Raw genomic sequence first — 22,653 nt, forward strand, 5'->3', positions numbered from 1 at the left:
CCTTACGCTTTAGAAGGTAATTCTTCGATGGTGTGGAAATGGTTGGTATAGATGCAGATATCACCTGCAATATCCAACGCTTTCTCGGCGATGTCGCGCGCGCCCATATCGGTATTTTCCAACAGCGCGCGGGCCGCGGCCTGGGCGTAAGGACCGCCGGAGCCGATAGCAATCAAATCGTTTTCCGGCTGTACCACGTCACCGTTACCGGTGATGATAAGCGACGCGTTTTCGTCCGCGACGGCCAGCAGCGCTTCCAGTTTGCGCAACATCCGGTCAGTTCGCCAGTCTTTGGCCAGCTCAACGGCGGCCTTCACCAGATGGCCCTGGTGCATTTCCAGTTTACGTTCAAACAGTTCGAACAGCGTGAAGGCGTCGGCGGTGCCGCCAGCGAAACCGGCAATCACTTTGTCGTTGTACAGACGACGCACTTTCTTCACATTGCCCTTCATCACGGTGTTGCCCAGCGTGGCCTGGCCATCACCGGCAATAACAACATGGCCGTTACGGCGAACACTTACAATTGTAGTCACGAGCAGACCCCTTGGTTGCAAAAGCGGAACAGGGGCCCCGCGCTGTCCGCGGGGCCGAATGCAATTATAGATGGGGGGGATTTTGAGGGTTTCAACCCCTGGCGGCGAGACGAATGCAGTTCGCGTGTCCAGCCATCTTCAGGCGGGTGATCATCTCGTTGGCGCTTTCTTTGCCTTTCAACGGGCCAATAACCACGCGGTTCCAGCCGTTGTTAGTGGTAATGTGCGAAGCAAACCCTTCGAAAGCCAGCTGAGCGCGGACGGTTTCGGCCTGCTCGGCGCCTTTAAAAGAGCCGCACTGGATCATCCAGCTACGATCGTCTTTCTTCTCGGCGGTGGTTTTCGGCGCTTCTTCCACCCGAGTTACCGGCGCCGCGGCCTGGGTACGCGGCTGCGTGGTATTGGTATGCGCTGGCGTCTGCAGCAGATCCTGGTACGGCTGCTGGTTTGACGCGGTCTGCTTCGGTTGTTGCTGCTGAACCGGCTTCGGCTGCTGAACGCGCGGCGGCTGCTGTTGGACGGTCTGCGCCTGAGTCTGCGCCCACTGTTGCTGCTGCGCCTGCTGCTGTTGCTGCGCTAAACGCTGACGCTGAAGCGTCTGCTGGCGCTGCGCCGGCGTTTGTTCGTTCCACGGCACTTCGGTCAGCTGGGTCGGCTGCTGGCGCATATCGGCCTGCATCTGGGCGAGCAGCTGGCGCTGCTCGTCGGTCAGCTGTTCCGGTTTCATGACTTCGCCACCGGCGGTCGGTTCGGTCGGCGCGCGGACGCCAGGCTGGCGGCTTTCCAGCTCTTTAATATAGCGCCAGCGCTCTTCCGGTTTGGGCGGCAAGCCGTTGCCGGCGGCCTGGCGATTTTGCATCGCTTCCGCTTCTTCTTTCTTATGATGCGTAATGAAATAGAGGCCACCGATAAAGGCCACCAGCACAGCCGCCGCGATCGCCACCATCGCCGGTGAAATCGCCGGAAGGCTGCTTTGCTTATTCCTTGAGCTTCGGGTCGTGCTCTTTTTGCGCCGCGAAGAAGCCGGTTGGCTGCGGCGTACATAATCTCGTTGTGCCACTATCGTTTCGCTGTCTTATATTCGTTCGTCAGCCCGCCATGTTACTTAAGCGGCGGGCCTTTGACCAGAAGAGCAGGCCCGAAAGCCTGATGGTTATCGTCTGATTTTTTGCGTACTGCCGCGAACAATCAGTTCGCAATCGAGCAGACGCGAGCCGCTGTTCACGTTATGCCCCTGCATTTGCTCCAGTAATAGCAGCATTCCTTCACGGCCGATATCAAACCGTGGCTGTGAAACCGTGGTCAACGGCGGATCGCAAAATTCAGACAACGCGATGTTATCGAAGCCGACAATTGACAGGTCGTCCGGCACTTTCAGACCGCGACGTTTTGCCAGCGATAAGGCGCCCAGCGCCATCACATCGCTATGGCAAAAGACCGCCGTGGGCGGCACCGGCTGCGCCAGCAGCTGCTCCAGCGCATTGGCGCCGGCTTCGAAGGTAAAGTTGCCGCGAGCAATATAGTGCGGATCGACGGTGATACCGCTGCGGCGCAGCGCCTGCACATAACCCTGCAGGCGATAATGGCACAACGGCATATCTTCCGGGCCGGCGATACAGCCGATACGCTGATGTCCCAGCTCGTGGAGATAATTTACCGCGTTAAAGGCCGCCGTCAGGTTATCGATATGGACGGTGGGCAGCTCCAGCTCCGGCGCAAACTCATTCGACATGACCATTGGCGGCAAATTGCGCTGCTCTTCCACGCTGGCGTCAAACGGCAGGCGCGAGCTGAGCAGCACCATGCCGTCGATCTGCTTGGTGATGATAAGGTCGATAAAGGTTTTTTCTTTCTGATTCTGGTGGGCGCAATCGCCGATTAACACCAGATAGCCGTGCTCGGCGGCAGTGACTTCAATACCGCGGATCACTTCACTAAAGAAGGGGTCGCAGATATCCGGGACGATCACGAGGATCGTCCGCGATTCGTTGCGCTTCATATTGCGTCCGAGCGACTGCGGTAAATAGCCGACTTCCAGCGCCGCCTGCTCGACCCGGTTACGGGTGGCTTGCGACACCTTATCAGGGTTCATCAACGCTCGGGACACGGTTGCCGTGGAAACGTTTGCCTTGAGGGCGACGTCTTTCATGGTGGCGGCAACCACTTGTTTTTTGGGCTTCACCTGGTTTCTCCTCGCTGAATGGCGCTGGCATTTCCCTTGGGCGCTAACTGCTGCATCATTTTTATCAGATAGTCGCGGCAGTGAGTTACAGAATTTTCATGAAAAACGTGATGCTTGTTAAATTTTTCGATCCGGCTCGCAAGAGAAGGCTTATCCTTCAATCGGATCGACATCCAGCACCCACTTCACTTTTCTCGCCTCCGGAAGCGTATTGATCAGCGCCAGCGTACCGCTAACGATATGTTGCAGACGCACCCGCGAAGGATGCTGCAGCAATATTTGCCAGCGCCAGCGGCCGCCGCGCTTTGGCGCCAGCGCCGGAACCGGACCGAGCACCCATAGCTTTTCGTCGGCCAGCGGGCTGGCCTGCAGCAGATTGCGCAGCTGCTGTAAAAACAGCGGCGCCTGCTGGTTGTTATGGTCTTCCGCACGAATCAGCACATGGCTGGTCCACGGCGGCAGCTGCATCGTCTGCCGCTCTGCCAGCGCCTGTTCGGCAAAGGCGTCGTAGCCTTTATACAGCAGGGTCTGCAGTAGAGGGTGTTCCGGATGGTGGGTTTGAAGAATGACCTCGCCCTGTTTTCCTGCCCGGCCCGCTCGTCCGGAGACCTGGGTATAAAGCTGAGCGAAACGCTCTGCGGAGCGGAAATCAGCGGAAAACAGCGCCCCGTCGACATCCAGCAGGGAGACGAGGGTGACGTCCGGGAAGTGGTGCCCTTTGGCCAGCATTTGGGTGCCAATCAGAATACGCGCCCCGCCGCGATGGACGGCGGCGAGATGCTCCTCCAGCGCTCCTTTGCGGCTGGTGGTATCGCGGTCGATACGCGAGATAGGCACCTCAGGGAACAGCGGCGCCAGGGCCTGCTCCAGCTGCTCGGTGCCGATCCCTACCGGCACCAGATGCGTGGAGCCGCAGGAAGGACACTGGCGCGGGATCGGGCGCTGGCTGTCGCAATGGTGGCAGCGCAGATGGTGCTGCGCCTGGTGCAACGTATAGTAACTGTCGCAGCGCGGGCATTCCGCTATCCAGCCGCAATCGTGGCACAGCAGCGCTGGCGCAAAGCCGCGGCGGTTAAGAAACAGGATCACCTGGTTATCCGCTTGCAGGTGCTGGCGCATACGGCTAATCAGCGCGGGAGACAGGCCCGCCTGCAGCGGTTGCCCTTTGAGATCGAGCACGTGCTGCTGGGCCGGGCGCGCATTGCCCGCGCGTTTGCTTAAGGTTAACTGGCGGTATTTACCCTGGCGGACGTTATGCAGAGTCTCCAGCGCCGGCGTCGCCGAGCCGAGAATTATCGGGATCTGCTCGCTATGGGCGCGCCATACCGCCAGGTCGCGGGCATGGTAGCGCCAGCCTTCCTGCTGCTTGTAGGAGCTGTCATGCTCTTCGTCGATGACGATGACGCCGAGATCTTTAAATGGGGTAAACAGCGAGGAGCGGGTGCCGATCACAATGGCCGCTTCGCCATTTTTCGCCTTCAGCCAGGCCGAGAGACGTTCGCTGTCATTGAGCCCGGAGTGCAGCACTTCCACCGGCGCGTTAAAGCGCTGGCGAAATCGGGCGATGGTTTGCGGCGTCAGGCCGATCTCCGGCACCATCACCAGCGCCTGGCGCCCCTGCGCCAGCACATTCTCCAGCACGCTCAAATAGACTTCCGTTTTCCCGGAGCCGGTAATACCCGCCAGCAGCCAGGCGGAGAAACGATCGGCGGCGCTGTGGATCGCCCCGACGGCGGTGGCCTGCTCGGTATTCAGGCGCAGGCGTTCGCCGGCAACCGAATACGCGCTGCGCCAGTCGGTGAGGGCGGGCGCTTCGCAGGCCAGCTCCGCCAGCCCTTTACCGCGCAGCGCCTGCAGCGCCGCTTCATTGAATTCCAGTTCGCCAACCTGATGACGCCAGATTTTGCCCTGGCGCAGCGCCGCCAGCGCCTGCTGCTGCTTCCGGGAGCGTTTCAGACCGTTAAGGTCGACAACCTGCCCCTGCTCGGTGGCGAACCAGTACCACAGCGGCGTGGCGCTGGCGGGTTTGCCCTGGCGCAGCATAACGGGTAATGCATGGAACAGCACATCGCCGATCGGGTGATGGTAATACTCAGCCGCCCACATCAGCAGTCGCCAGACAGTCGTGGAGAAGACCGGCTCGTCGTCCAGCGCTTCGGCGACCGGTTTTAGCTCATCCAGCGGCAGTTCGCTGCGCTCGCTCACCGCCGCGACAATGCCGATCCGCTCCTGTTTGCCGAACGGCACCCGCACCCGACAGCCCGCTTTGACCGCCATGCCTTCAGGCAGCAGGTAGTCAAAAGTGCGCGGTAGCGGAACGGGTAGGGCAACGTGGGCGACGGACATGTCATCTTCCTGACTTGAAATCTGGCGGGATAGTATACACATTACGATAAGGCGGCGCGGATCAGTTTGCATATGCTGGTCAAATTCTGTATGATTCGCCGCCTTTGATGCGCTTTATATCGCATTGAAGATTGACCATTACCGCGTGCTTCACGCTGTCAGCAGCGTAGAAGGCGACGGGAAATTACTAATATCGCGTGGTGTCTGGCGTTAGGGCTGGAAGAGCGACGCGGCCTTAACTGAGGTTCTCCCATGAAAAAAGGTATTCACCCAAATTACGACGAAATTACTGCTACCTGTTCTTGCGGTAATGTCATGAAAATCCGCTCCACCGTTGGTCACGACCTGAACCTCGACGTGTGCGGCAAATGCCACCCGTTCTTCACCGGCAAACAGCGTGATGTTGCTACCGGTGGCCGTGTTGACCGCTTCAACAAGCGCTTCAGCATCCCGGGCAGCAAGTAAGTTGCCAGAAGAAGCCGCCTCAGGGCGGCTTTTTTGTCTCTCCCGCCTGCCTGGGCGGGAAAGAAAAAAGGGCGGAAGATTATTCCGCCCTTTTTATCGTCTCAGTATTCCCACGTATCCGGGTCGATTCCCAGTTCACGCATAATCGCTTTCGCCGCTTCCGGGATCTCATCGCTGCGCTCTTTACGCAGGTCTTCATCGTTAGGCAACGGTTGTCCGGTAAAGGCATGCAGAAACGCTTCGCACAGCAGCTCGCTGTTGGTCGCGTGACGCAGGTTATTCACCTGACGACGCGTGCGTTCATCGGTGAGGATTTTTAACACCTTCAGAGGAATGGAAACCGTAATTTTCTTTACTTGTTCACTCTTCTTACCGTGCTCAGCGTATGGGCTGATATATTCGCCGCTCCATTCAGCCATGAGATACCTTAATCCTCTGTTTATTAGTGAAGGGCCAGAATATTCCGCCCGGGCTATAATTGCGCGTAGTTTACCGTATGCGCGGGCTTTCTGACATGAGATAAGCCGCCGACGACGTGCGCTAATGCATATAATTTTAACGGCTATTTGCACTTTGCTCAATCTATACGCAAAGAAGTTTAGATGTCCAGATGTATTGACGTCTATTGTGACAATGATTACTCTGGAGCCTGACTTTTCACCGATTCAGCCCAGGAACTTCCCAACATGACGCGTAAACAGGCCACCATCGCAGTGCGTAGCGGTTTAAATGACGACGAGCAGTACGGTTGCGTTGTCCCGCCGATTCACCTCTCCAGTACCTATAACTTCACCGGCTTTAATGAACCGCGCGCCCACGACTACTCCCGTCGTGGCAATCCGACGCGCGATGTGGTGCAGCGCGCCTTAGCGGAGCTGGAGGGCGGCGCCGGCGCGGTGCTGACCAATACCGGAATGTCGGCGATCCTGCTGGTGACGACGGTGTTCCTTAAACCGGGCGATCTGCTGGTGGCGCCGCACGACTGCTACGGCGGCAGCTACCGTCTGTTCGACAGCCTGGCGAAGCGCGGCTGCTATCGCGTCCAGTTTGTCGATCAAAGCGATGAGCAGGCGCTGCGGGCGGCGCTGGCGGAAAAACCGAAGCTGGTGTTGGTGGAAAGCCCAAGTAATCCATTGCTGCGGGTGGTGGATATTGCGAAAATCTGTGGTCTGGCGCGTGAGGCCGGGGCAATTAGCGTGGTGGACAACACCTTCCTGAGCCCGGCGTTGCAAAACCCGCTGGCGCTGGGCGCCGATCTGGTGCTGCATTCCTGTACCAAATACCTCAATGGTCACTCCGATGTGGTGGCCGGGGTGGTGATTGCCAAAGATCCGGCAACTGTCACCGAACTGGCATGGTGGGCGAATAATATTGGCGTCACCGGCAGCGCCTTCGACAGCTATCTGCTGTTGCGCGGGCTGCGGACGCTGTCTCCACGGATGGAAGTGGCGCAGCGAAATGCCCTGGCGATCGTTGAGTATCTGAAAACCCAGCCGCTGGTGAAAAAGCTGTATCATCCATCGCTGCCGGAAAACCAGGGGCATGAAATTGCGGCGCGTCAGCAAAAAGGTTTTGGCGCAATGTTAAGCTTCGAGCTTGACGGTGACGAGCAGACGCTGCGCCGTTTTCTGAGCGGGCTGTCGCTGTTTACACTGGCGGAATCGCTGGGGGGCGTTGAAAGCCTGATTTCCCATGCGGCAACGATGACGCATGCCGGCATGGCGCCTGAAGCGCGTGCCGCCGCCGGAATTTCAGAAACGCTCCTGCGTATATCGACCGGTATTGAAGATGGTGAAGATTTAATTGCCGACCTGGAAAATGGCTTCCGGGCAGCAAACGAGGAATAAAGATGAGTGTGATTGCGCAGGCAGGGGCGAAGGGTCGTCAGCTGCACAAATTTGGTGGGAGTAGTTTAGCGGATGCGAAATGTTACCTGCGCGTCGCGGGGATCATGAAGGAGTATTCGCAGGCGGGGGATATGATGGTCGTCTCCGCCGCTGGCAGCACCACCAACCAGCTGATCAGCTGGCTTAAGCTTAGCCAGAGCGATCGCCTTGCTGCGCATCAGGTTCAGCAGTCGCTTCGCCGCTATCACACCGAGCTGATTGGCGGTCTGCTGGAGCCTGCGGCGGCGGATACGTTGATAGCCGCCTTTATCCACGACCTTGAGCGTCTGGCTGGTCTGCTGGACGGCGGGGTTTCCGAAGCGGTCTATGCGGAAGTGGTCGGCCATGGGGAAGTGTGGTCCGCGCGCCTGATGGCGGCGGTTCTCAACCAGCTGGGTATGGAAGCCGCCTGGCTGGACGCGCGCGCGTTCCTGCGCGCGGAACGCGCCGCGCAGCCGCAGGTGGATGAGGGATTATCTTACCCACTGCTGCAGCAGCTGATGGCGCAGCATCCTAACAAACGTCTGGTGGTGACCGGCTTTATCTCCCGCAACCAGGCCGGCGAAACCGTCCTGCTGGGCCGTAACGGGTCTGACTACTCTGCCACCCAGATCGGCGCGCTGGCGGGCGCCTCCCGGGTCACTATCTGGAGCGACGTTGCCGGGGTGTACAGCGCGGATCCGCGCAAGGTGAAAGACGCCTGCCTGCTGCCGCTGCTGCGTCTGGACGAAGCCAGCGAGCTGGCGCGCCTGGCCGCGCCGGTGCTCCATGCCCGCACGCTACAGCCGGTTTCCGCCAGTGATATCGATCTGCAGTTACGCTGCAGCTACACGCCGGAACAGGGTTCCACGCGCATTGAGCGCGTGCTGGCCTCCGGTACCGGCGCACGGATTGTCACCAGCCATGACGACGTCTGCCTGGTGGAGTTCCAGGTGCCGGCCGGTCACGATTTCAAACTGGCGCATAAAGAGCTGGACGCTCTGCTCAAACGCGCCCAGCTGCGCCCGTTAGCCGTTGGCGTCCATGCCGACCGTAAGCTGCTGCAGTTCTGCTATACCTCCGAGGTGGCCGACAGCGCGCTGAAATTGCTCGATGAAGCCGGTCTGCCGGGCGAGCTGCGTCTGCGTCAGAAGCTGGCGCTGGTGGCGATGGTGGGCGCGGGAGTCACCCGTAACCCGCTGCACTGCCACCGTTTCTGGCAGCAGCTCAAAGGGCAGCCGGTGGAGTTCACCTGGCAGTCTGAAGAGGGGATCAGCCTGGTGGCGGTGCTACGCGCCGGGCCGACGGAAAGCCTGATCCAGGGGCTGCATCAGTCCTTGTTTCGCGCCGAAAAGCGTATTGGCCTGATGCTGTTCGGCAAAGGGAACATTGGTTCCCGCTGGCTGGAGCTTTTCGCCCGTGAACAAACTACGCTCTCGGCGCGTACCGGTTTCGAGTTTATTCTCGCCGGCGTAGTCGACAGTAAACGCAGCCTGCTGAATTACGACGGGCTGGATGCCAGCCGGGCGCTGGCTTTCTTCAACGATGAAGCGGTGGAGCAGGATGAAGAGTCGCTGTTCCTGTGGATGCGCGCGCACCCGTATGATGATTTAGTGGTGCTGGACGTCACCGCCAGCGAACAGCTGGCCGACCAGTATCTTGATTTCGCCAGCCATGGCTTCCACGTCATTAGCGCCAACAAGCTGGCGGGCGCCAGCAGCAGTGATAAATATCGTCAGATCCACGACGCTTTTGAGAAAACGGGGCGCCACTGGCTATATAACGCCACCGTGGGCGCCGGCTTGCCGGTGAACCATACGGTGCGCGACCTGATCGACAGCGGCGATACTATTCTCGGCCTGAGCGGTATCTTCTCGGGAACGCTCTCCTGGCTGTTCCTGCAGTTCGATGGCACCGTGCCGTTCACCGACCTGGTGGATCAGGCGTGGCAGCAGGGGCTGACCGAGCCGGATCCGCGCGTCGATCTGTCCGGTAAGGATGTGATGCGTAAGCTGGTGATCCTCGCGCGGGAAGCGGGCTATGACATCGAACCGGATCAGGTGCGTGTGGAATCACTGGTGCCGGCGCACTGTGAAGAGGGGTCGGTCGATCACTTCTTTGAGAATGGCGAAGAGCTGAACGAGCAGATGCTGCAGCGTCTGGAAGCGGCCCGCGAGATGGGGCTGGTGCTCCGCTACGTGGCGCGCTTTGATGCCAACGGCAAAGCACGCGTCGGTGTGGAAGCGGTACGCGAAGAGCACCCGCTGGCGGCGCTGCTGCCGTGCGATAACGTGTTTGCCATCGAAAGCCGCTGGTATCGCGATAACCCGCTGGTGATCCGCGGGCCCGGCGCCGGGCGCGATGTGACCGCCGGGGCGATCCAGTCGGATATTAACCGCCTGGCGCAGCTGCTGTAAGCGTCGCGTTATACTCTTGAACCAGTGAGGCCACTATTTGCGTTACGCGCCCTGCGGAATACAGGGCGCTCTGCGCAAACGCGGGTCTGTTTTTCAGCCATATTGTAAACCGTCGGCTGGCCGCAAGGTCTGGTAGAAAGGCGTTCTCTTCTACAGTGCCGGCAAGCCGGCAGACCATTTTCTGATTCTCTTCCTGCGTCCAACGCTGCCATGAATTTTGCCACCAGCCATGATGGGTTTTCCCCTGTAGCTGCCACGGAGCCGGGCTGGCTGGGTTCCTTATCTCTTCTTCCACATACCATAGATCGCCTTGCCGCTGACGAAAAAGCGGCGCCCAGGCAACGATCGCCGCGCCGCGTAAAAAGCATTCATGCGCAATAACGTGCGTTTTCACCTCTGGAAACCGCTGGCTGAGCAGTTTGAAATGACCGTGCGCGGCGATAACCGGGCGCAATATATTGCCGCGGGCATGGCGCTTTTGCATTGCGCTGCCGTACTGGATTTCATCGAACTGACTGCGTTGTAAAAAGCGCATTTCAGTGAGAGAAATACGTTGAATAATATCGTCAGTCTCCTCCCTGTCGGCTTGTCCGCCGCGCCAGTGATAGCGTAATGATTCGCCTACCGCGAAAGGAGTGAAATTAGAGGTAAGATGAATAACATTACCGCGCACGGCATCAAAGCTTAATAAAAAATAGAGCTTTTGCCCGGCGGCATTACCCTGGAATGGCGCTATCAACGGTACGCTGCAAATACGTCGTGGGGCTTCAATTGGGGCGATGTGTGGGAATTTTGGCGTCCAGACCTTTTTACAGTGGCGGCACTGAAGGCGTTGCGTACCCTGCGGATTGCGGCCGTAGCGAATAATATCCCGCTGATAGCATACCGGGCAAAAATAGCCGTAGCGGCGGGCATGATCCGTCAGATAAGCCGCCAGCCAGGGGCGGAATTCCCGTTCGTTAAACAGGGGGGGATAGCTGCCGCAGGCTGCGCAGTAGAGCGCCGGGTAGCCCAGCCGAAAATTCGGGAAATGATACTCAGCCGCAGACGGTAAACCTAAATTGCGGCAGCCAAAAGTTTTACAGGCGTTAATGGTAAAGAGAGTATCCACTGGCAGGTCAATACCAACGATTTTTACAGGTCGTTAATTTTGTCCTGCTCAGGTTGCATACAACTGTGAATGCTCTCACATATAAAAGTCTTTCAGAACGTAACTTAGCGGTTCTTTATCACTCTGAAAGGAACTCCGATGAAACTAAAAACAATGAGCGCAGCACTTCTGTTGACTTTGCCTTTCTGGGCCTGCGCCAAAGATGTCACCATAATTTATACCAACGATCTTCATGCCCATGTCGAACCTTATAAAGTGCCATGGATTGCGGATGGTAAACGAGATATTGGCGGTTGGGCGAATATCACGACGATGGTGAAACAGGAAAAAGCGAAAAATAACGCGACCTGTTTTTTTGATGCCGGAGATTATTTTACCGGGCCTTACATCAGTAGCCTGACGAAGGGCAAAGCGATAATCGATATTATGAATACGATGTCCTACGATGCGGTGACTATCGGTAATCATGAGTTCGATCACGGCTGGGATAATACGTTGCTTCAGCTTAGCCAGGCGACATTCCCGATTGTTCAGGGCAATATTTTTTATCAGAACAGCGATAAATCGTTCTGGGATAAGCCCTATACCATTATCGAAAAAGATGGCGTGAAAATTGGCGTGATTGGCCTGCACGGCGTGTTTGCTTTTAATGACACCGTTTCTGCCGCGACGCGAGTGGGTATCGAAGCGCGCGATGAGGTGAAATGGCTACAGCATTATATCGATGAACTTAACGGTAAAGTGGATCTGACCGTGGCCCTGATCCATGAAGGCGTCCCGGCGCGTCAGTCGAGCCAGGGGGGAACCGATGTGCGTCGTGCGCTGGATAAAGATATTCAGACTGCGGGTCAGGTGAAAGGTCTGGACGTTTTAATTACCGGCCATGCTCACGTTGGCACACCGGAGCCCATTAAAGTGGGTAATACGTTGATTCTTTCTACCGATAGCGGCGGCATCGATGTGGGTAAACTGGTGCTGGATTATCAGGAGAAACCGCACCAATTCACGGTGAAGCACTTTGAGCTGAAGACGCTTTATGCCGATGAGTGGAAGCCTGATCCGCAGACAAAACAGGTCATCGACGGCTGGAATAAGCAACTTGATCAACTGGTGCAGCAGGTCATTACACAATCGCCCGTTGAACTGACCCGTGCGTATGGCATCTCTTCGCCGTTGGGCAATCTTGCCGCTGACGCCTTGCTGTTGGCAGCAGGTAGGAGTACGCAGATGGCGTTAACCAACTCGGGCGGGATCCGGAATGAGATCCCCGCCGGGGCGGTGAGCATGGGCGCCGTTATCAGCACCTTCCCGTTTCCCAACGAGCTGGTCACCATGGATCTAACCGGGAAGCAGTTGCGTAGCCTGATGGAGCATGGCGCCGGGTTGAGCAACGGCGTGCTGCAGGTCTCCCGGGGACTGGAAATGAAGTATGACAGCAGCAAACCTGTGGGCCAGCGCGTTGTGTTATTCAGGCTAAACGGTAAACCGATTGACGATACGACGGTTTACCATATTGCCACCAACAGCTTCCTTGCAGATGGCGGCGATGGTTTTGTCGCGTTTACCGAGGGGCAGGCGCGTAATACCTCCGGCGGCTATTACGTTTCAAATGCGGTCGTAGACTATTTCAAAGCCGGGCAAAAGATAACGGATGAGCAGCTTAACGGGCAGCGCGTTGTCGATGTGAAGAAATAAGTTTTTAAGGCCGGGCAGTCAGCCCGGCCTTAAGCGATCAGTGGGCCGCAAATACCGCCCTGGCGGCAAACAGGCCGTTGAGGGCCGCCGGGAATCCGGCATAGACTGCCATCTGCATGATCGCTTCCGTAATCTCCTCTTGCGTCAGGCCGACGTTTAATCCTGCGGCAATGTGTACTTTCAGCTGTGGCTCGGCGTTACCCAACGCCGTGAGCGCGGCGATGGTGGCGATTTCCCGGCTGCGTAAATCGAGCCCTGGCCTGGCGTAAATATCGCCGAAGGGGAACTCAATCAGATAGCGGGCGAAATCGGGGGCGATATCCCGCAGGCTGTCGACGACAGCTTCCCCGCCCTTACCATCCACCCGCTGAAGCATTTCCTGACCGATGATATAACGTTCGCTGGACATCGTTTTTTCCTCTCTGTGATGGTGCGTTAAGAGGAAGGGTAGGGAAGTGTGCCGGACTTGAGTAATACCCTTTTCGTGATACCTTTTCAGTATGACAACTTCAAGATTACATTCTCTGGATATTCGCCTGCTGCGCGCCTTTGCCGTGGTAGCGGAGGAAAATAACATCAGCCGGGCGGCGCAGCGGTTATTTATCTCGCAGCCGCCGCTGACCCGCCATATCCGCCATCTGGAAGCGCAGCTGGGGGTGACGCTGTTTCAGCGCCATAGCAAAGGCCTGATCCTGAGCGACGCGGGTAAAGAGGTGCTGGAGATGATTCAACCTCTGCTGGCGCTCCAGGAACGCACGCTGGCGGCATTGAGTGAGCTCGCCGTTCACTCGCCGCAGGCTCTACGTCTGGGCGTGACGACGGCCTTCGAACAGGGCATTTTCGCCGCCGTTGAGGCTGCGCTGAGCGAACATACCCGCGCGTTGCATATCACCCGCCACGCCTCACCGGCGCTGGCTCAGCAGGTACGCAAAGGCAAACTCGATGCGGCGCTGGTCGCGCTGCCGCTCAATACTGAAGGGCTGCACCTGCACCCATTGCCGTATCATGAGCCGCTCATTGCGGCATTACCGGCCTCCTGGCCGGAAGCCGCCAGGCCAGGGCTGACGTTAAGCGCGCTCAATCATCGGCCGCTGTTCTGGTTTAAACGCGAGCGTAATCCTGGTTTCTTTGACTACACGCGCCGCATTTTCGACCGGGCTGGCTATGCCCCGACGTATGTGGAAGAGCCGGCCGAGCATGATGTGCTGCTGGCGCGTATTGCGCGCGGGGAAGGCATGATCCTGCTGCCGGCGTCCTTTTCCGCGATTCAGCGTCAGGGGGTGGCGTTCTGCCCGGTGGCTGAGGGCGACGCGATGCCGTTAAGCCTAGGGGTTATTTATCCGCCTCACCAGGCAGAGTCCGTGCAGCAATGGCTTTCTCTGCTGGATGGCATTCTGGCGACTGGCTAGTCTCAGGCTGACTCGCGAGCCACCTTATATTGCCCACCGAGCCGCTTCCTGTGCGTGGCCAGGTGATCGGAAGATGAACTTTTTTCATGTAGGTGACCTATTCCTCACTCTTTACGCAGATTTTTCTATTGACGCCCGCGCGCTTTTCCGTCATTTTTACATCTGGACGTCTAAACGTATAGAAGTTCGCAATATAACAGCCATTACATGCGATTGATGAGGTAAGGTATGAGCTTTTTTCACGCCAATCAGCGGGAAGCCCTGAATCAGAGCCTGGCGGAAGTCCAGGGCCAGATTAATGTGTCTTTTGAATTCTTTCCGCCGCGCACCAGTGAAATGGAGCAAACCCTGTGGAAATCCATCGATCGCCTGAGCAGTCTGAAACCGAAGTTTGTTTCGGTAACCTATGGCGCGAACTCTGGCGAGCGCGATCGCACCCACAGCATCATCAAAGGCATTAAAGAGCGAACCGGTCTGGAAGCAGCGCCGCACCTGACCTGTATCGATGCCAGCCGCGATGAGTTGCGCACTATCGCTCAGGATTACTGGAACAACGGTATCCGCCATATCGTCGCCCTGCGCGGCGACCTGCCGCCGGGCAGCGGTAAACCGGATATGTACGCCGCCGATCTGGTGACGTTGCTGAAAGAGGTAGGCGATTTTGATATCTCTGTCGCCGCGTATCCGGAAGTGCATCCGGAGGCGAAAAGCGCGCAGGCGGATTTACTGAACCTGAAGCGCAAAGTAGAAGCAGGGGCCAACCGCGCGATCACCCAGTTCTTCTTCGATGTGGAAAGCTACCTGCGTTTTCGCGATCGCTGCGTCTCGGCAGGCATCGACGTGGAAATCATTCCCGGTATCCTGCCGGTCTCCAACTTTAAACAGGCGAAAAAGTTTGCGGATATGACCAACGTCCGTATCCCGGTGTGGATGTCAAAAATGTTCGAAGGGCTGGATAACGACGCCGAAACCCGTCAACTGGTGGGGGCGAATATCGCCATGGACATGGTGAAGATCTTAAGCCGGGAAGGGGTCAAGGATTTCCACTTCTACACCCTGAACCGCGCCGAAATGAGCTACGCCATCTGCCATACGCTGGGCGTACGCCCGGCCTGAGTTTTCATTAACGTTTAGTGCGATGGCGAAGCCGGTATTCGCCATCGCTTTTTTTTGCCCAAAACGCTGATACAGGTCAGGGGAGAGCAGAAGATAAAGCGCGTATAGTGCCAGCCTGATAATTGACAGGGATGGGTTATGCAATGGCAAGGAAGAGCGATCCACTGGCGTTTGGTGGGTTGGCGTTATTAACGCTGATCTGGAGCTTTAGCTGGATCGCGATGAAGCAAGTGACGAGCTATATCGGCGCTTTTGACTTCACGGCGCTGCGCTGTATTTTTGGCGCCGTGGTGCTATGGATAGTGATGTTGATCCGCGGTAAAGCGCTCAAGCCGACGCCTTTCGGCTACACCCTGGCGATCGCGTTATTGCAAACCTGCGGCATGGTCGGTCTGGCACAGTGGGCGCTAATGAGCGGTGGCGCCGGTAAAGTGGCGATCCTGAGTTATACCATGCCATTCTGGGTAGTGGTGATGGCCGCGTTATTCTTAGGTGAGCGCATGCGGCGATGGCAGTATATCGCCATCGGGGTGGCATGCGTGGGCCTGATACTCGTACTTCAGCCTTGGCAACTCGACTTTACCTCCCTGAAAAGCGCCTTGCTGGCGATCCTCTCCGGCGTGAGCTGGGGGGCAGGTGCGATCGTCGCGAAGCGTATGTATACCCGGTATCCGCAGGTTGATTTGCTGGCGCTAACGACATGGCAGATGCTATATGCCGCCGTAGTAATGAGCGTAGTGGCCTGGCTCGTCCCGCAACGGGCGGTAGACTGGCAGCCCGACGTTTTCTGGGCCCTGGCTTACAGCGCAATCCTTGCAACGGCGCTGGCCTGGAGTCTGTGGCTTTTTGTACTGCGTAATTTACCGGCAAGTATAGCCGGTCTGAGTACGCTGGCCGTACCGGTCTGTGGCGTGCTATTTTCCTGGTGGCTACTACATGAAAATCCAGGAAAGGTGGAAGGTTGTGGCATTGCGTTGATAGTACTGGCGTTGGCGATGATCAGTATCAAGAGACGAGGGGCATAGCCTGCTCCGGCCTGCAGAGATGCATAAAAAACACCCGGCTGTCGCCGGGTGTTTTGCTCTGGTTTATTCCCATTCCTGCAGGAAGCGCTGACCATACTGGTCGGCCACCAGCAGCGCGGCGTAGACCTGGTCGGAATCAACGCCGCCCGGCATATTGTGAATGGTTTCGCCTTCAGCGCAGGCGGCTTCCGCCACCAGACGCATTTTGGTCGGGATATCACCTTTGATATCCAGCTGCGCCAGGGTGATCGGCAGCCCAACGCTGTGGCACAGCGCGGCGACGGTCTCTATTTCGTCCACCGGCGCATTTTCCAGCACCAGCTGCGTCAGGGTTCCGAACGCCACTTTTTCCCCGTGATAATAGTGATGGGCGTCAGGGATGGCCGTCATGCCGTTATGAATCGCGTGCGCCGCCGCGAGACCACCGCTTTCGAAACCCACGCCGCTCAGATAGGTGTTGGCTTCCACCACCCGCTCCAGCGCCGGGGTGACCACGTGCTGTTCGGCGGCCAGCATCGCTTTTTCACCCTCTTCGAGTAAGGTGTTGTAGCATAGCTCGGCCAGCGCCAGCGCCGCCTGGGTGCACTTCCCGCCCGCCATGGTGGTGGCGCCGCTACGGGAGCAGGCGCGGGCTTCGAACCAGGTAGCCAGCGCATCGCCAATCCCGGCGGCCAGCAGGCGGGCCGGCGCGCCGGCAACGATCTGCGTATCGACAATGACCATGTTGGGGTTGCGCGGCAGCATCAGGTAGCTGTCGAATTCCCCTTCGTCGGTGTATATCACCGACAGCGCGCTGCACGGCGCATCGGTGGAGGCGATGGTGGGGGCGATCGCCACCGGCACATTCATAAAGTGGGCCAGCGCTTTCGCGGTATCCAGGGTTTTGCCACCGCCGATCCCCAGCACGGCGGTGCACTTCGCGTTGCCGGCGATATCGCGTAGGCGGTTGATTTCATTATGCGAACACTCACCGCCAAACGGCGCGATTTCGGCCGCCAGGCCAGCGTCGGCCAGGCTTTTACGCAGCATCTCTTCCGCAAACCCCAGGACGAACTTATCACCGACCACCAGCCAGCGCTCGGCCAGCGGTTTCAGATAGTCGCCGAGGCGCTTGATGGCGCCTGCGCCCTGGATATATTTGCCTGGTGATTGAATAATGCGATCCATTTCGATTCCTCCTCGATGACCGTGACGCCGCCCGCAGGCGGCTCGCGGATCCGGTTACAGATTCAGCGTGCCAAAGGCGTTATTCCAGTCTTGTTCAAACTTCTCTATGGCTGACTCTACCGCAGGGGTGCCGAGCATTTGTTGCGCTACATCTAGTGGAAGGGTGATTGCTTCGCAGCCAGCCAGCAGACAATCCAGCGCCTGGCGTGGCGTTTTGAAGCTTGCCGCCAGAACTTTGCTCTCGGGCGCATGCATTTCCAGCAGGGATTGCAGCTCCTGCACCATGCGGATGCCGTCCCCGCCCTGGGCGTCGACGCGGTTAACGTAAGGCGCGACGTACTTTGCGCCGGCCAGCGCGGCCAGCAGGCCTTGCGAAGCGCTGTAGACGGCGGTGCCAAGGGTCGGGATGCCTTCTTTCTTCAGCAGTTTGATAGCGGCGAGCCCTTCGGCGGTGACCGGGATTTTGACCACAATGCCCGGCACGGCATTGCTCAGACGTTTGGCCTCTTCCACCATGCCCTGCGCGTCGCGGCTCATGGTCTGCGCAAAGAGGGTGCCCTCCGGACCGACGGCTTTTTGCAGGCGCGGCAGCACATCCCAGACCGGGACTTTACCGGCGGCGATAATGCTCGGGTTGGTGGTTACCCCGGCCAGCGGGTAGATGCGGGCCAGGCGTTCCACTTCGGCGACGTTGGCGGTATCCAGATAGAGTTCCATTGTGTTTTCCTCAATGCTTAATTCGGTGCTGTCGTTGAGGTAAGCATACGGCTTTCGTTCGAAGGATAGCCAGATGACAAATTTGCCAAAAACTGGATAAATGTACGCATCGTGATTAAGGATGATTTAGATCACATTTATCGGCGCTGGCTGGGATGGGAGGTAACTATAGCGCGCACAAAAGTCAGGTTTAACACACAAAAATCTAGTTTTTTACCGGGGATGTTTTTTCCGTCAGCTGGCTATGGTACTGGCGGCGGTATTCAGACGGCGAGCGTTCCGTAGTTTTGCGGAACAGGCGGCAGAAGTAGTTGCTGTCGGCGAAGCCGCAGGCGTGGGCGATGTCTTTCACTTTCATATCGTGGCCCTTCAGCAGCATACGGGCCTGTTCGAGACGAATATGGTTTAGATATTCATTGAAGCCCATTGGCCCACATTTCTGGAACAGATGGGAAAGATAGTTGGGAGAGAGGTAGAACGCCTGGGCCACCGATTCCCGGCTCAGCGGTTCCGCATAATGGATGTCCATATATTGGCGGATCGCTTCAAACAACGCCTGGCTGCGCGAGGAGGTTTGCGCCTGGCTGCCGAGAAGATCATGGCAGTGGCTGAGCAGGCTGACGACGATGCTGCGGGCGGTTTGCTGCTCCTGCGGTTGCATCCGGAGTTCATTGAGCGCCTGCAGCAGAAATGATCCGACGCGCGGCCCGCGGCGCAGCGCCTGCCGCTTGTCGACAACAGTTATCGCCTTGCCATTCCAGTGCTGCAGCGAGCACTCCAGCTGCTGCTTAGCGAACAGGATGCTTAACAGCAGGCAAGGCGCTTGCCACTGCGGGCAGTTCCAGCTATCGCCAGGGATATAGAGCACGTCATGGGCCTCAAGGAGCGGGGCGTTATCGCCGAGCGCCTGGTCGGGCAACTGCCCATCGAGGAGGATATTCAGACGGGGAAAATCCACCTGCACCACCGGCTCAGCAGGCGAGCGCGTCTCGCCGGCGAAATAAACCCGGCCAAGGCTGGTCTGCTTTTTTAGCAATGCATCAATAAGTTGATTGATATCGTTGTCCATCATTCTTCCGTTCAGCGCATCACCCTTTTCATCATACCGGACATTATTCCAGCGGTAAAAGCGCTTGCCTGTCGCTCTTGCCTCCCAGATAAGATATGTTATATCGTAACAATTTGTCGCCATTGATAGCAAACTCAGGAGAGAGTAATGACCAGAAAGATCCCCCTGCTGGCCTTAGGATTCGGCATGGCTTTAGCCAGCGCCCAGGCGTTCGCCCACGGCAACCATAGCCATGGCCCGGCGTTAACCGAAGTGGAGCGTCAGGCCAGCGAAGGCATTTTTGCGGATAAAGATGTGCAGGACCGCGCGCTGAGCGACTGGGAAGGCGTCTGGCAGTCGGTGAACCCGTATCTGCTCAATGGCGATCTCGATCCGGTGCTGGAGCAGAAGGCGAAAAAGCCCGGCGGCAAGAGCGTGGAGGAGTATCGCGCCTATTATAAGAAGGGCTACGCCACCGCTGTGGAGCAGATTGGCATTGAAGATGACGTGATTGAGTTCCACGTTGGCCAGACCGTCAATAGCTGCAAATACCGCTATTCAGGCTATAAAATTCTGCATTACGCCTCCGGTAAGAAGGGCGTGCGTTATCTGTTCGAGTGCCAGCAGGGCGATGCCAAGGCGCCGAAATTTGTGCAATTCAGCGACCATATCATTGGCCCGCGTAAATCACAGCATTTCCATATTTTCATGGGCAATGAATCACAGGAGGCGTTGCTGAAAGAGATGGATAACTGGCCGACCTATTATCCGTATGCGCTGCATAAAGAACAGATCGTTGATGAGATGCTGCACCACTAGAACGGGCGGAAAACCCCCGGCCGGGCGGCCGGGGGGAGAAAGATTAACCGGTGTTACGCATACCGGCGGCGACGCCGGCGATGGTGACCATCAGCGCTTGTTCAACGCGCGGATCCGGGTCCTTGCCCTCTTCTTCAGCCTGGCGTGAACGGTGCAGCAGTTCCGCCTGCAGGACGTTCAGCGGGTCGGTATAGATATTACGCAGCTGGATAGACTCGGCGATCCACGGCAGGTCGGCCATCAGATGGGAGTCGTTGGCGATGGCCAGCACGACGTTGATATCGGCAGCCAGCAGCTTGCGCAGCTCGGAACCCAGCGCCCACAGCTCCGGCTTCACCAGGCGCTGATCGTAGTACTCCGCCAGCCACAGGTCGGCCTTCGAGTAAACCATCTCCAGCATGCCGAGGCGGGTAGAGAAGAACGGCCAGTCGCGACACATGGCTTCCAGTTCACTCTGTTTTCCACCTTCGACCACCTTCTGCAGCGCAGCGCCAGCGCCCAGCCAGGCCGGCAGCATCAGGCGGTTCTGGGTCCAGGCGAAGATCCACGGAATGGCGCGCAGCGACTCGACGCCGCCGGTTGGACGACGTTTTGCCGGACGCGAACCCAGCGGCAGTTTGCCCAGCTCCTGCTCCGGGGTCGCAGAGCGGAAGTAAGGGACGAAATCTTTGTTTTCACGCACGTAGCCGCGATACATCTTGCACGACACGTCGGACAGCTCGGCCATGATGTCGCGCCATTCTGCTTTCGGCTCCGGCGGCGGCAGCAGGTTGGCTTCCAGAATGGCGCTGGTATACAGCGACAGGCTGCTGATGGTGACTTCCGGCAGGCCGTACTTAAAGCGGATCATCTCGCCCTGCTCGGTAACGCGCAGACCGCCTTTCAGGCTTCCCGGCGGCTGCGAGAGCAGCGCGGCGTGGGCCGGCGCGCCGCCGCGGCCGATAGAGCCGCCGCGACCGTGGAACAGCGTCAGTTCAATACCGGCTTTTTCGCAGGTTTTGATCAGCGCGTCCTGCGCCTGGTACTGCGCCCAGGAGGCGGCCATCACGCCGGCATCTTTAGCGGAGTCAGAGTAGCCGATCATGACCATCTGCTTGCCCTGGATAAAGCCGCGGTACCAGTCGATATTCAGCAGCTGGGTCATGACGTCGTTGGCGTTGTTGAGGTCATCCAGCGTTTCGAACAGCGGGGCCACCGGCAGAGCAAAGCCAATCCCGGCTTCTTTCAGCAGGAGATGAACCGCCAGCACATCGGACGGCGTTTTCGCCATCGAGATCACGTAGGCGGCGATCGATCCGCGCGGCGCCTCGGCGATCACCTTGCAGGTGTCGAGAACTTCACGCGTCTCTTCGCTTGGCTCCCACTGGCGCGGCAGCAGCGGACGTTTGGAATTCAGTTCGCGGATCAGGAAAGCCTGTTTGTCGGCTTCCGACCAGCTTTCGTAGTCGCCGATCCCGAGGTAACGGGTCATTTCACCCAGCGCTTCGGTATGGCGGGTGCTTTCCTGACGAATATCAATACGCACCAGCGGTACGCCGAAAGACTTCACGCGGCGCAGGGTGTCGAGCAGCTCGCCGTTGGCGATAATGCCCATGCCGCAGGCCTGCAGCGATTTATAGCAGGCGTACAGCGGCTCCCACAGCTGCTCGTTCTGAGTGATCAGTCCCGCCGGTTTCGGCAGCTTCTGGCCTTTCAGGCGCGCTTCCAGCCAGGCCTGGGTCTCCATCAGCTGAGAGCGCAGTTTTTTCATCAGATAACGGTACGGTTCCTGAGCGCCCTCGGCGCCAGCCAGGGCGCGCAGCTCGTCGGTACACTCCACCATCGACAGCTCGGAGATCAGCACCTGCACGTCTTTGAGGAACAGGTCGGTCGCTTTCCAGCGGCTGAGCAGCAGCACGTGGCGGGTGATGTCGGCAGTCACGTTCGGGTTGCCGTCGCGGTCGCCGCCCATCCACGAGGTGAAACGCACCGGGACGAAGTCCACCGGCAGCTGATAGCCAAGGTTGGCTTCCAGCTGTTCGTTCAGCTCGCGCAGATAGTTAGGCACCCCTTCCCACAGGCTGTTTTCCACCACCGCGAAGCCCCATTTGGCTTCATCGACCGGGGAAGGGCGGTGCTTACGAATTTCATCGGTATGCCACGACTGGGCGATCAGCTGGCGCAGACGGCGCATTAGCTGATGGTGCTCGTAGTCAGCGATATCTTTGTTGTCCAACTGCTTAAGGCAGTTGTTCACTTCCACCATTTTATGGATCAGCGTCCGGCGGGTGATCTCGGTCGGGTGGGCGGTTAACACCAGCTCCAGAGACAGCGATTCCACCGCTTGTTTGATGGTCTCTTCGTTGAGATTGGGTTGGTCTTTGAGCTTTCTCAGGGTACGCGCAATGACTTCCGGATTGCTGGCCGCTTCGCCATTCGCCGAAATGCTGTGGTACTGCTCAGCGGTGTTGGCCAGATTCAGAAACTGGCTGAAGGCACGGGCCACCGGCAGCAGTTCGTCGTTTGACAAATTCTGCAGCGTGGTCAGCAGCTCCTGGCGGTTAGCTTCGTTGCCGGCGCGTGAAGATTTGGACAACTTACGGATAGTTTCGACACGATCAAGAATATTTTCTCCCAATGCATCCTTGATGGTATCGCCCAGCACCTTGCCGAGCATACTGACATTACTACGCAATGCGGAATATTGTTCGTTCATGTTACCCCAGACACCCCATCTCATTTTATTTTGTTATATCCGC

Annotated in this window: 19 protein-coding genes; 8 read left to right on the plus strand and 11 right to left on the minus strand. The window is 58.0% G+C overall.

Features of this window, described 5'->3' with window-relative positions; translation table 11 throughout:
* Window positions 1-2 precede the first annotated feature (2 nt).
* From hslV to priA, 4 genes are all read right to left on the minus strand, one after another.
* Window positions 3-533 carry an ATP-dependent protease subunit HslV gene (gene hslV / locus RRF55_RS19850; RefSeq protein WP_002882918.1) on the minus strand — a complete coding sequence of 177 codons (531 nt, stop codon included), beginning with the start codon at window positions 531-533 and terminating at the stop codon, window positions 3-5.
* A gap of 91 nt (window positions 534-624) precedes the next feature.
* On the minus strand, window positions 625-1,593 hold the full coding sequence (ftsN, locus tag RRF55_RS19855; RefSeq protein WP_002882919.1) for a cell division protein FtsN: 969 nt from the start codon (window positions 1,591-1,593) through the stop codon (window positions 625-627).
* 93 nt (window positions 1,594-1,686) lie between these two features.
* Entirely contained in the window at window positions 1,687-2,715 is a 1,029-nt protein-coding gene (cytR, locus tag RRF55_RS19860) for a DNA-binding transcriptional regulator CytR (RefSeq protein WP_002882921.1), read from the minus strand.
* Between the two features lie 150 nt (window positions 2,716-2,865).
* The gene (gene priA, locus RRF55_RS19865) at window positions 2,866-5,061 is read right to left on the minus strand and encodes a primosomal protein N' (protein ID WP_004177997.1); all 2,196 of its coding nucleotides are present in this window, start codon (window positions 5,059-5,061) and stop codon (window positions 2,866-2,868) included.
* A 252-nt stretch (window positions 5,062-5,313) separates the two neighbouring features.
* On the opposite strand from priA, the gene rpmE reads away from it, so the two are divergent.
* Window positions 5,314-5,526 (plus strand): 50S ribosomal protein L31, encoded by a 213-nt coding sequence (gene rpmE / locus RRF55_RS19870; protein WP_002882922.1) that lies wholly within the window; start codon window positions 5,314-5,316, stop codon window positions 5,524-5,526.
* Window positions 5,527-5,627: 101 nt separating this feature from the next.
* On the opposite strand, the gene metJ is transcribed toward rpmE, so the two are convergent.
* Complete coding sequence (metJ, locus tag RRF55_RS19875; protein WP_002882924.1) at window positions 5,628-5,945, minus strand: met regulon transcriptional regulator MetJ; 318 nt, start codon at window positions 5,943-5,945, stop codon at window positions 5,628-5,630.
* Between the two features lie 267 nt (window positions 5,946-6,212).
* On the opposite strand from metJ, the gene metB reads away from it, so the two are divergent.
* Together metB and RRF55_RS19885 are read left to right on the plus strand one after the other, a co-directional pair.
* Window positions 6,213-7,373: a cystathionine gamma-synthase gene (gene metB / locus RRF55_RS19880; RefSeq protein WP_004150388.1), complete on the plus strand. Its 1,161-nt coding sequence runs from the start codon at window positions 6,213-6,215 to the stop codon at window positions 7,371-7,373.
* 2 nt (window positions 7,374-7,375) lie between these two features.
* On the plus strand, window positions 7,376-9,808 hold the full coding sequence (locus tag RRF55_RS19885) for a bifunctional aspartate kinase/homoserine dehydrogenase II (RefSeq protein ID WP_002882944.1): 2,433 nt from the start codon (window positions 7,376-7,378) through the stop codon (window positions 9,806-9,808).
* Here the strand turns inward: RRF55_RS19885 and RRF55_RS19890 are convergent.
* Window positions 9,783-10,919 (minus strand): IS1/IS1595 family N-terminal zinc-binding domain-containing protein, encoded by a 1,137-nt coding sequence (locus tag RRF55_RS19890; RefSeq protein WP_004177992.1) that lies wholly within the window; start codon window positions 10,917-10,919, stop codon window positions 9,783-9,785. The genes RRF55_RS19885 and RRF55_RS19890 overlap by 26 nt on opposite strands.
* A gap of 138 nt (window positions 10,920-11,057) precedes the next feature.
* On the opposite strand from RRF55_RS19890, the gene RRF55_RS19895 reads away from it, so the two are divergent.
* Window positions 11,058-12,614 (plus strand): bifunctional metallophosphatase/5'-nucleotidase, encoded by a 1,557-nt coding sequence (locus RRF55_RS19895; RefSeq protein WP_048290082.1) that lies wholly within the window; start codon window positions 11,058-11,060, stop codon window positions 12,612-12,614.
* A 37-nt stretch (window positions 12,615-12,651) separates the two neighbouring features.
* On the opposite strand, the gene RRF55_RS19900 is transcribed toward RRF55_RS19895, so the two are convergent.
* The gene (locus RRF55_RS19900) at window positions 12,652-13,023 is read right to left on the minus strand and encodes a carboxymuconolactone decarboxylase family protein (RefSeq protein WP_002882947.1); all 372 of its coding nucleotides are present in this window, start codon (window positions 13,021-13,023) and stop codon (window positions 12,652-12,654) included.
* Between the two features lie 91 nt (window positions 13,024-13,114).
* Between RRF55_RS19900 and RRF55_RS19905 the strand changes: the two genes are divergently transcribed.
* The 3 genes from RRF55_RS19905 (at window position 13,115) to RRF55_RS19915 (ending at window position 16,164) form a co-directional block, all read left to right on the plus strand.
* Window positions 13,115-14,023, plus strand: coding sequence for a LysR family transcriptional regulator (locus RRF55_RS19905; RefSeq protein ID WP_439419158.1), 909 nt, complete (start codon window positions 13,115-13,117; stop codon window positions 14,021-14,023).
* Window positions 14,024-14,251: 228 nt separating this feature from the next.
* Entirely contained in the window at window positions 14,252-15,139 is an 888-nt protein-coding gene (gene metF / locus RRF55_RS19910; protein WP_002882952.1) for a methylenetetrahydrofolate reductase, read from the plus strand.
* 143 nt (window positions 15,140-15,282) lie between these two features.
* The gene (locus RRF55_RS19915) at window positions 15,283-16,164 is read left to right on the plus strand and encodes a DMT family transporter (RefSeq protein WP_004177983.1); all 882 of its coding nucleotides are present in this window, start codon (window positions 15,283-15,285) and stop codon (window positions 16,162-16,164) included.
* A 63-nt stretch (window positions 16,165-16,227) separates the two neighbouring features.
* Here the strand turns inward: RRF55_RS19915 and gldA are convergent, their stop codons facing one another.
* The 3 genes from gldA to RRF55_RS19930 form a co-directional block, all read right to left on the minus strand.
* A complete protein-coding gene (gldA, locus tag RRF55_RS19920) occupies window positions 16,228-17,331 on the minus strand; it encodes a bifunctional L-1,2-propanediol dehydrogenase/glycerol dehydrogenase (protein WP_004146274.1) in 1,104 nt (367 codons plus the stop codon).
* A gap of 54 nt (window positions 17,332-17,385) precedes the next feature.
* Window positions 17,386-18,048 carry a fructose-6-phosphate aldolase gene (gene fsa / locus RRF55_RS19925; RefSeq protein ID WP_004177977.1) on the minus strand — a complete coding sequence of 221 codons (663 nt, stop codon included), beginning with the start codon at window positions 18,046-18,048 and terminating at the stop codon, window positions 17,386-17,388.
* Between the two features lie 205 nt (window positions 18,049-18,253).
* Entirely contained in the window at window positions 18,254-19,240 is a 987-nt protein-coding gene (locus RRF55_RS19930; protein WP_074185302.1) for an AraC family transcriptional regulator, read from the minus strand.
* Between the two features lie 24 nt (window positions 19,241-19,264).
* On the opposite strand from RRF55_RS19930, the gene zinT reads away from it, so the two are divergent.
* Window positions 19,265-19,915, plus strand: coding sequence for a metal-binding protein ZinT (gene zinT / locus RRF55_RS19935; RefSeq protein ID WP_016530043.1), 651 nt, complete (start codon window positions 19,265-19,267; stop codon window positions 19,913-19,915).
* A gap of 43 nt (window positions 19,916-19,958) precedes the next feature.
* Here zinT and ppc read toward each other — a convergent pair whose 3' ends face one another.
* On the minus strand, window positions 19,959-22,610 hold the full coding sequence (gene ppc / locus RRF55_RS19940; RefSeq protein ID WP_004181636.1) for a phosphoenolpyruvate carboxylase: 2,652 nt from the start codon (window positions 22,608-22,610) through the stop codon (window positions 19,959-19,961).
* Between the last annotated feature and the right edge of the window lie 43 nt (window positions 22,611-22,653).

The sequence above is a fragment of the Klebsiella sp. K47 genome, assembly GCF_051858335.1.
In the GTDB taxonomy this organism is placed as follows: Bacteria; Pseudomonadota; Gammaproteobacteria; order Enterobacterales; family Enterobacteriaceae; genus Klebsiella; species Klebsiella pneumoniae.

What these genes read in the sequence shown, in the direction of transcription:
- gldA (WP_004146274.1), bottom strand. Translation starts at nt 17,331, where the DNA reads ATGGATCGCATTATTCAATCACCAGGCAAATATATCCAGGGCGCAGGC.
- fsa (WP_004177977.1), bottom strand. Translation starts at nt 18,048, where the DNA reads ATGGAACTCTATCTGGATACCGCCAACGTCGCCGAAGTGGAACGCCTG.
- metJ (WP_002882924.1), bottom strand. Translation starts at nt 5,945, where the DNA reads ATGGCTGAATGGAGCGGCGAATATATCAGCCCATACGCTGAGCACGGT.
- RRF55_RS19895 (WP_048290082.1), top strand. Translation starts at nt 11,058, where the DNA reads ATGAAACTAAAAACAATGAGCGCAGCACTTCTGTTGACTTTGCCTTTC.
- metB (WP_004150388.1), top strand. Translation starts at nt 6,213, where the DNA reads ATGACGCGTAAACAGGCCACCATCGCAGTGCGTAGCGGTTTAAATGAC.
- RRF55_RS19905 (WP_439419158.1), top strand. Translation starts at nt 13,115, where the DNA reads ATGACAACTTCAAGATTACATTCTCTGGATATTCGCCTGCTGCGCGCC.
- RRF55_RS19900 (WP_002882947.1), bottom strand. Translation starts at nt 13,023, where the DNA reads ATGTCCAGCGAACGTTATATCATCGGTCAGGAAATGCTTCAGCGGGTG.
- metF (WP_002882952.1), top strand. Translation starts at nt 14,252, where the DNA reads ATGAGCTTTTTTCACGCCAATCAGCGGGAAGCCCTGAATCAGAGCCTG.
- RRF55_RS19915 (WP_004177983.1), top strand. Translation starts at nt 15,283, where the DNA reads ATGGCAAGGAAGAGCGATCCACTGGCGTTTGGTGGGTTGGCGTTATTA.
- rpmE (WP_002882922.1), top strand. Translation starts at nt 5,314, where the DNA reads ATGAAAAAAGGTATTCACCCAAATTACGACGAAATTACTGCTACCTGT.
- ppc (WP_004181636.1), bottom strand. Translation starts at nt 22,610, where the DNA reads ATGAACGAACAATATTCCGCATTGCGTAGTAATGTCAGTATGCTCGGC.
- RRF55_RS19930 (WP_074185302.1), bottom strand. Translation starts at nt 19,240, where the DNA reads ATGGCGACAAATTGTTACGATATAACATATCTTATCTGGGAGGCAAGA.
- priA (WP_004177997.1), bottom strand. Translation starts at nt 5,061, where the DNA reads ATGTCCGTCGCCCACGTTGCCCTACCCGTTCCGCTACCGCGCACTTTT.
- zinT (WP_016530043.1), top strand. Translation starts at nt 19,265, where the DNA reads ATGACCAGAAAGATCCCCCTGCTGGCCTTAGGATTCGGCATGGCTTTA.
- RRF55_RS19885 (WP_002882944.1), top strand. Translation starts at nt 7,376, where the DNA reads ATGAGTGTGATTGCGCAGGCAGGGGCGAAGGGTCGTCAGCTGCACAAA.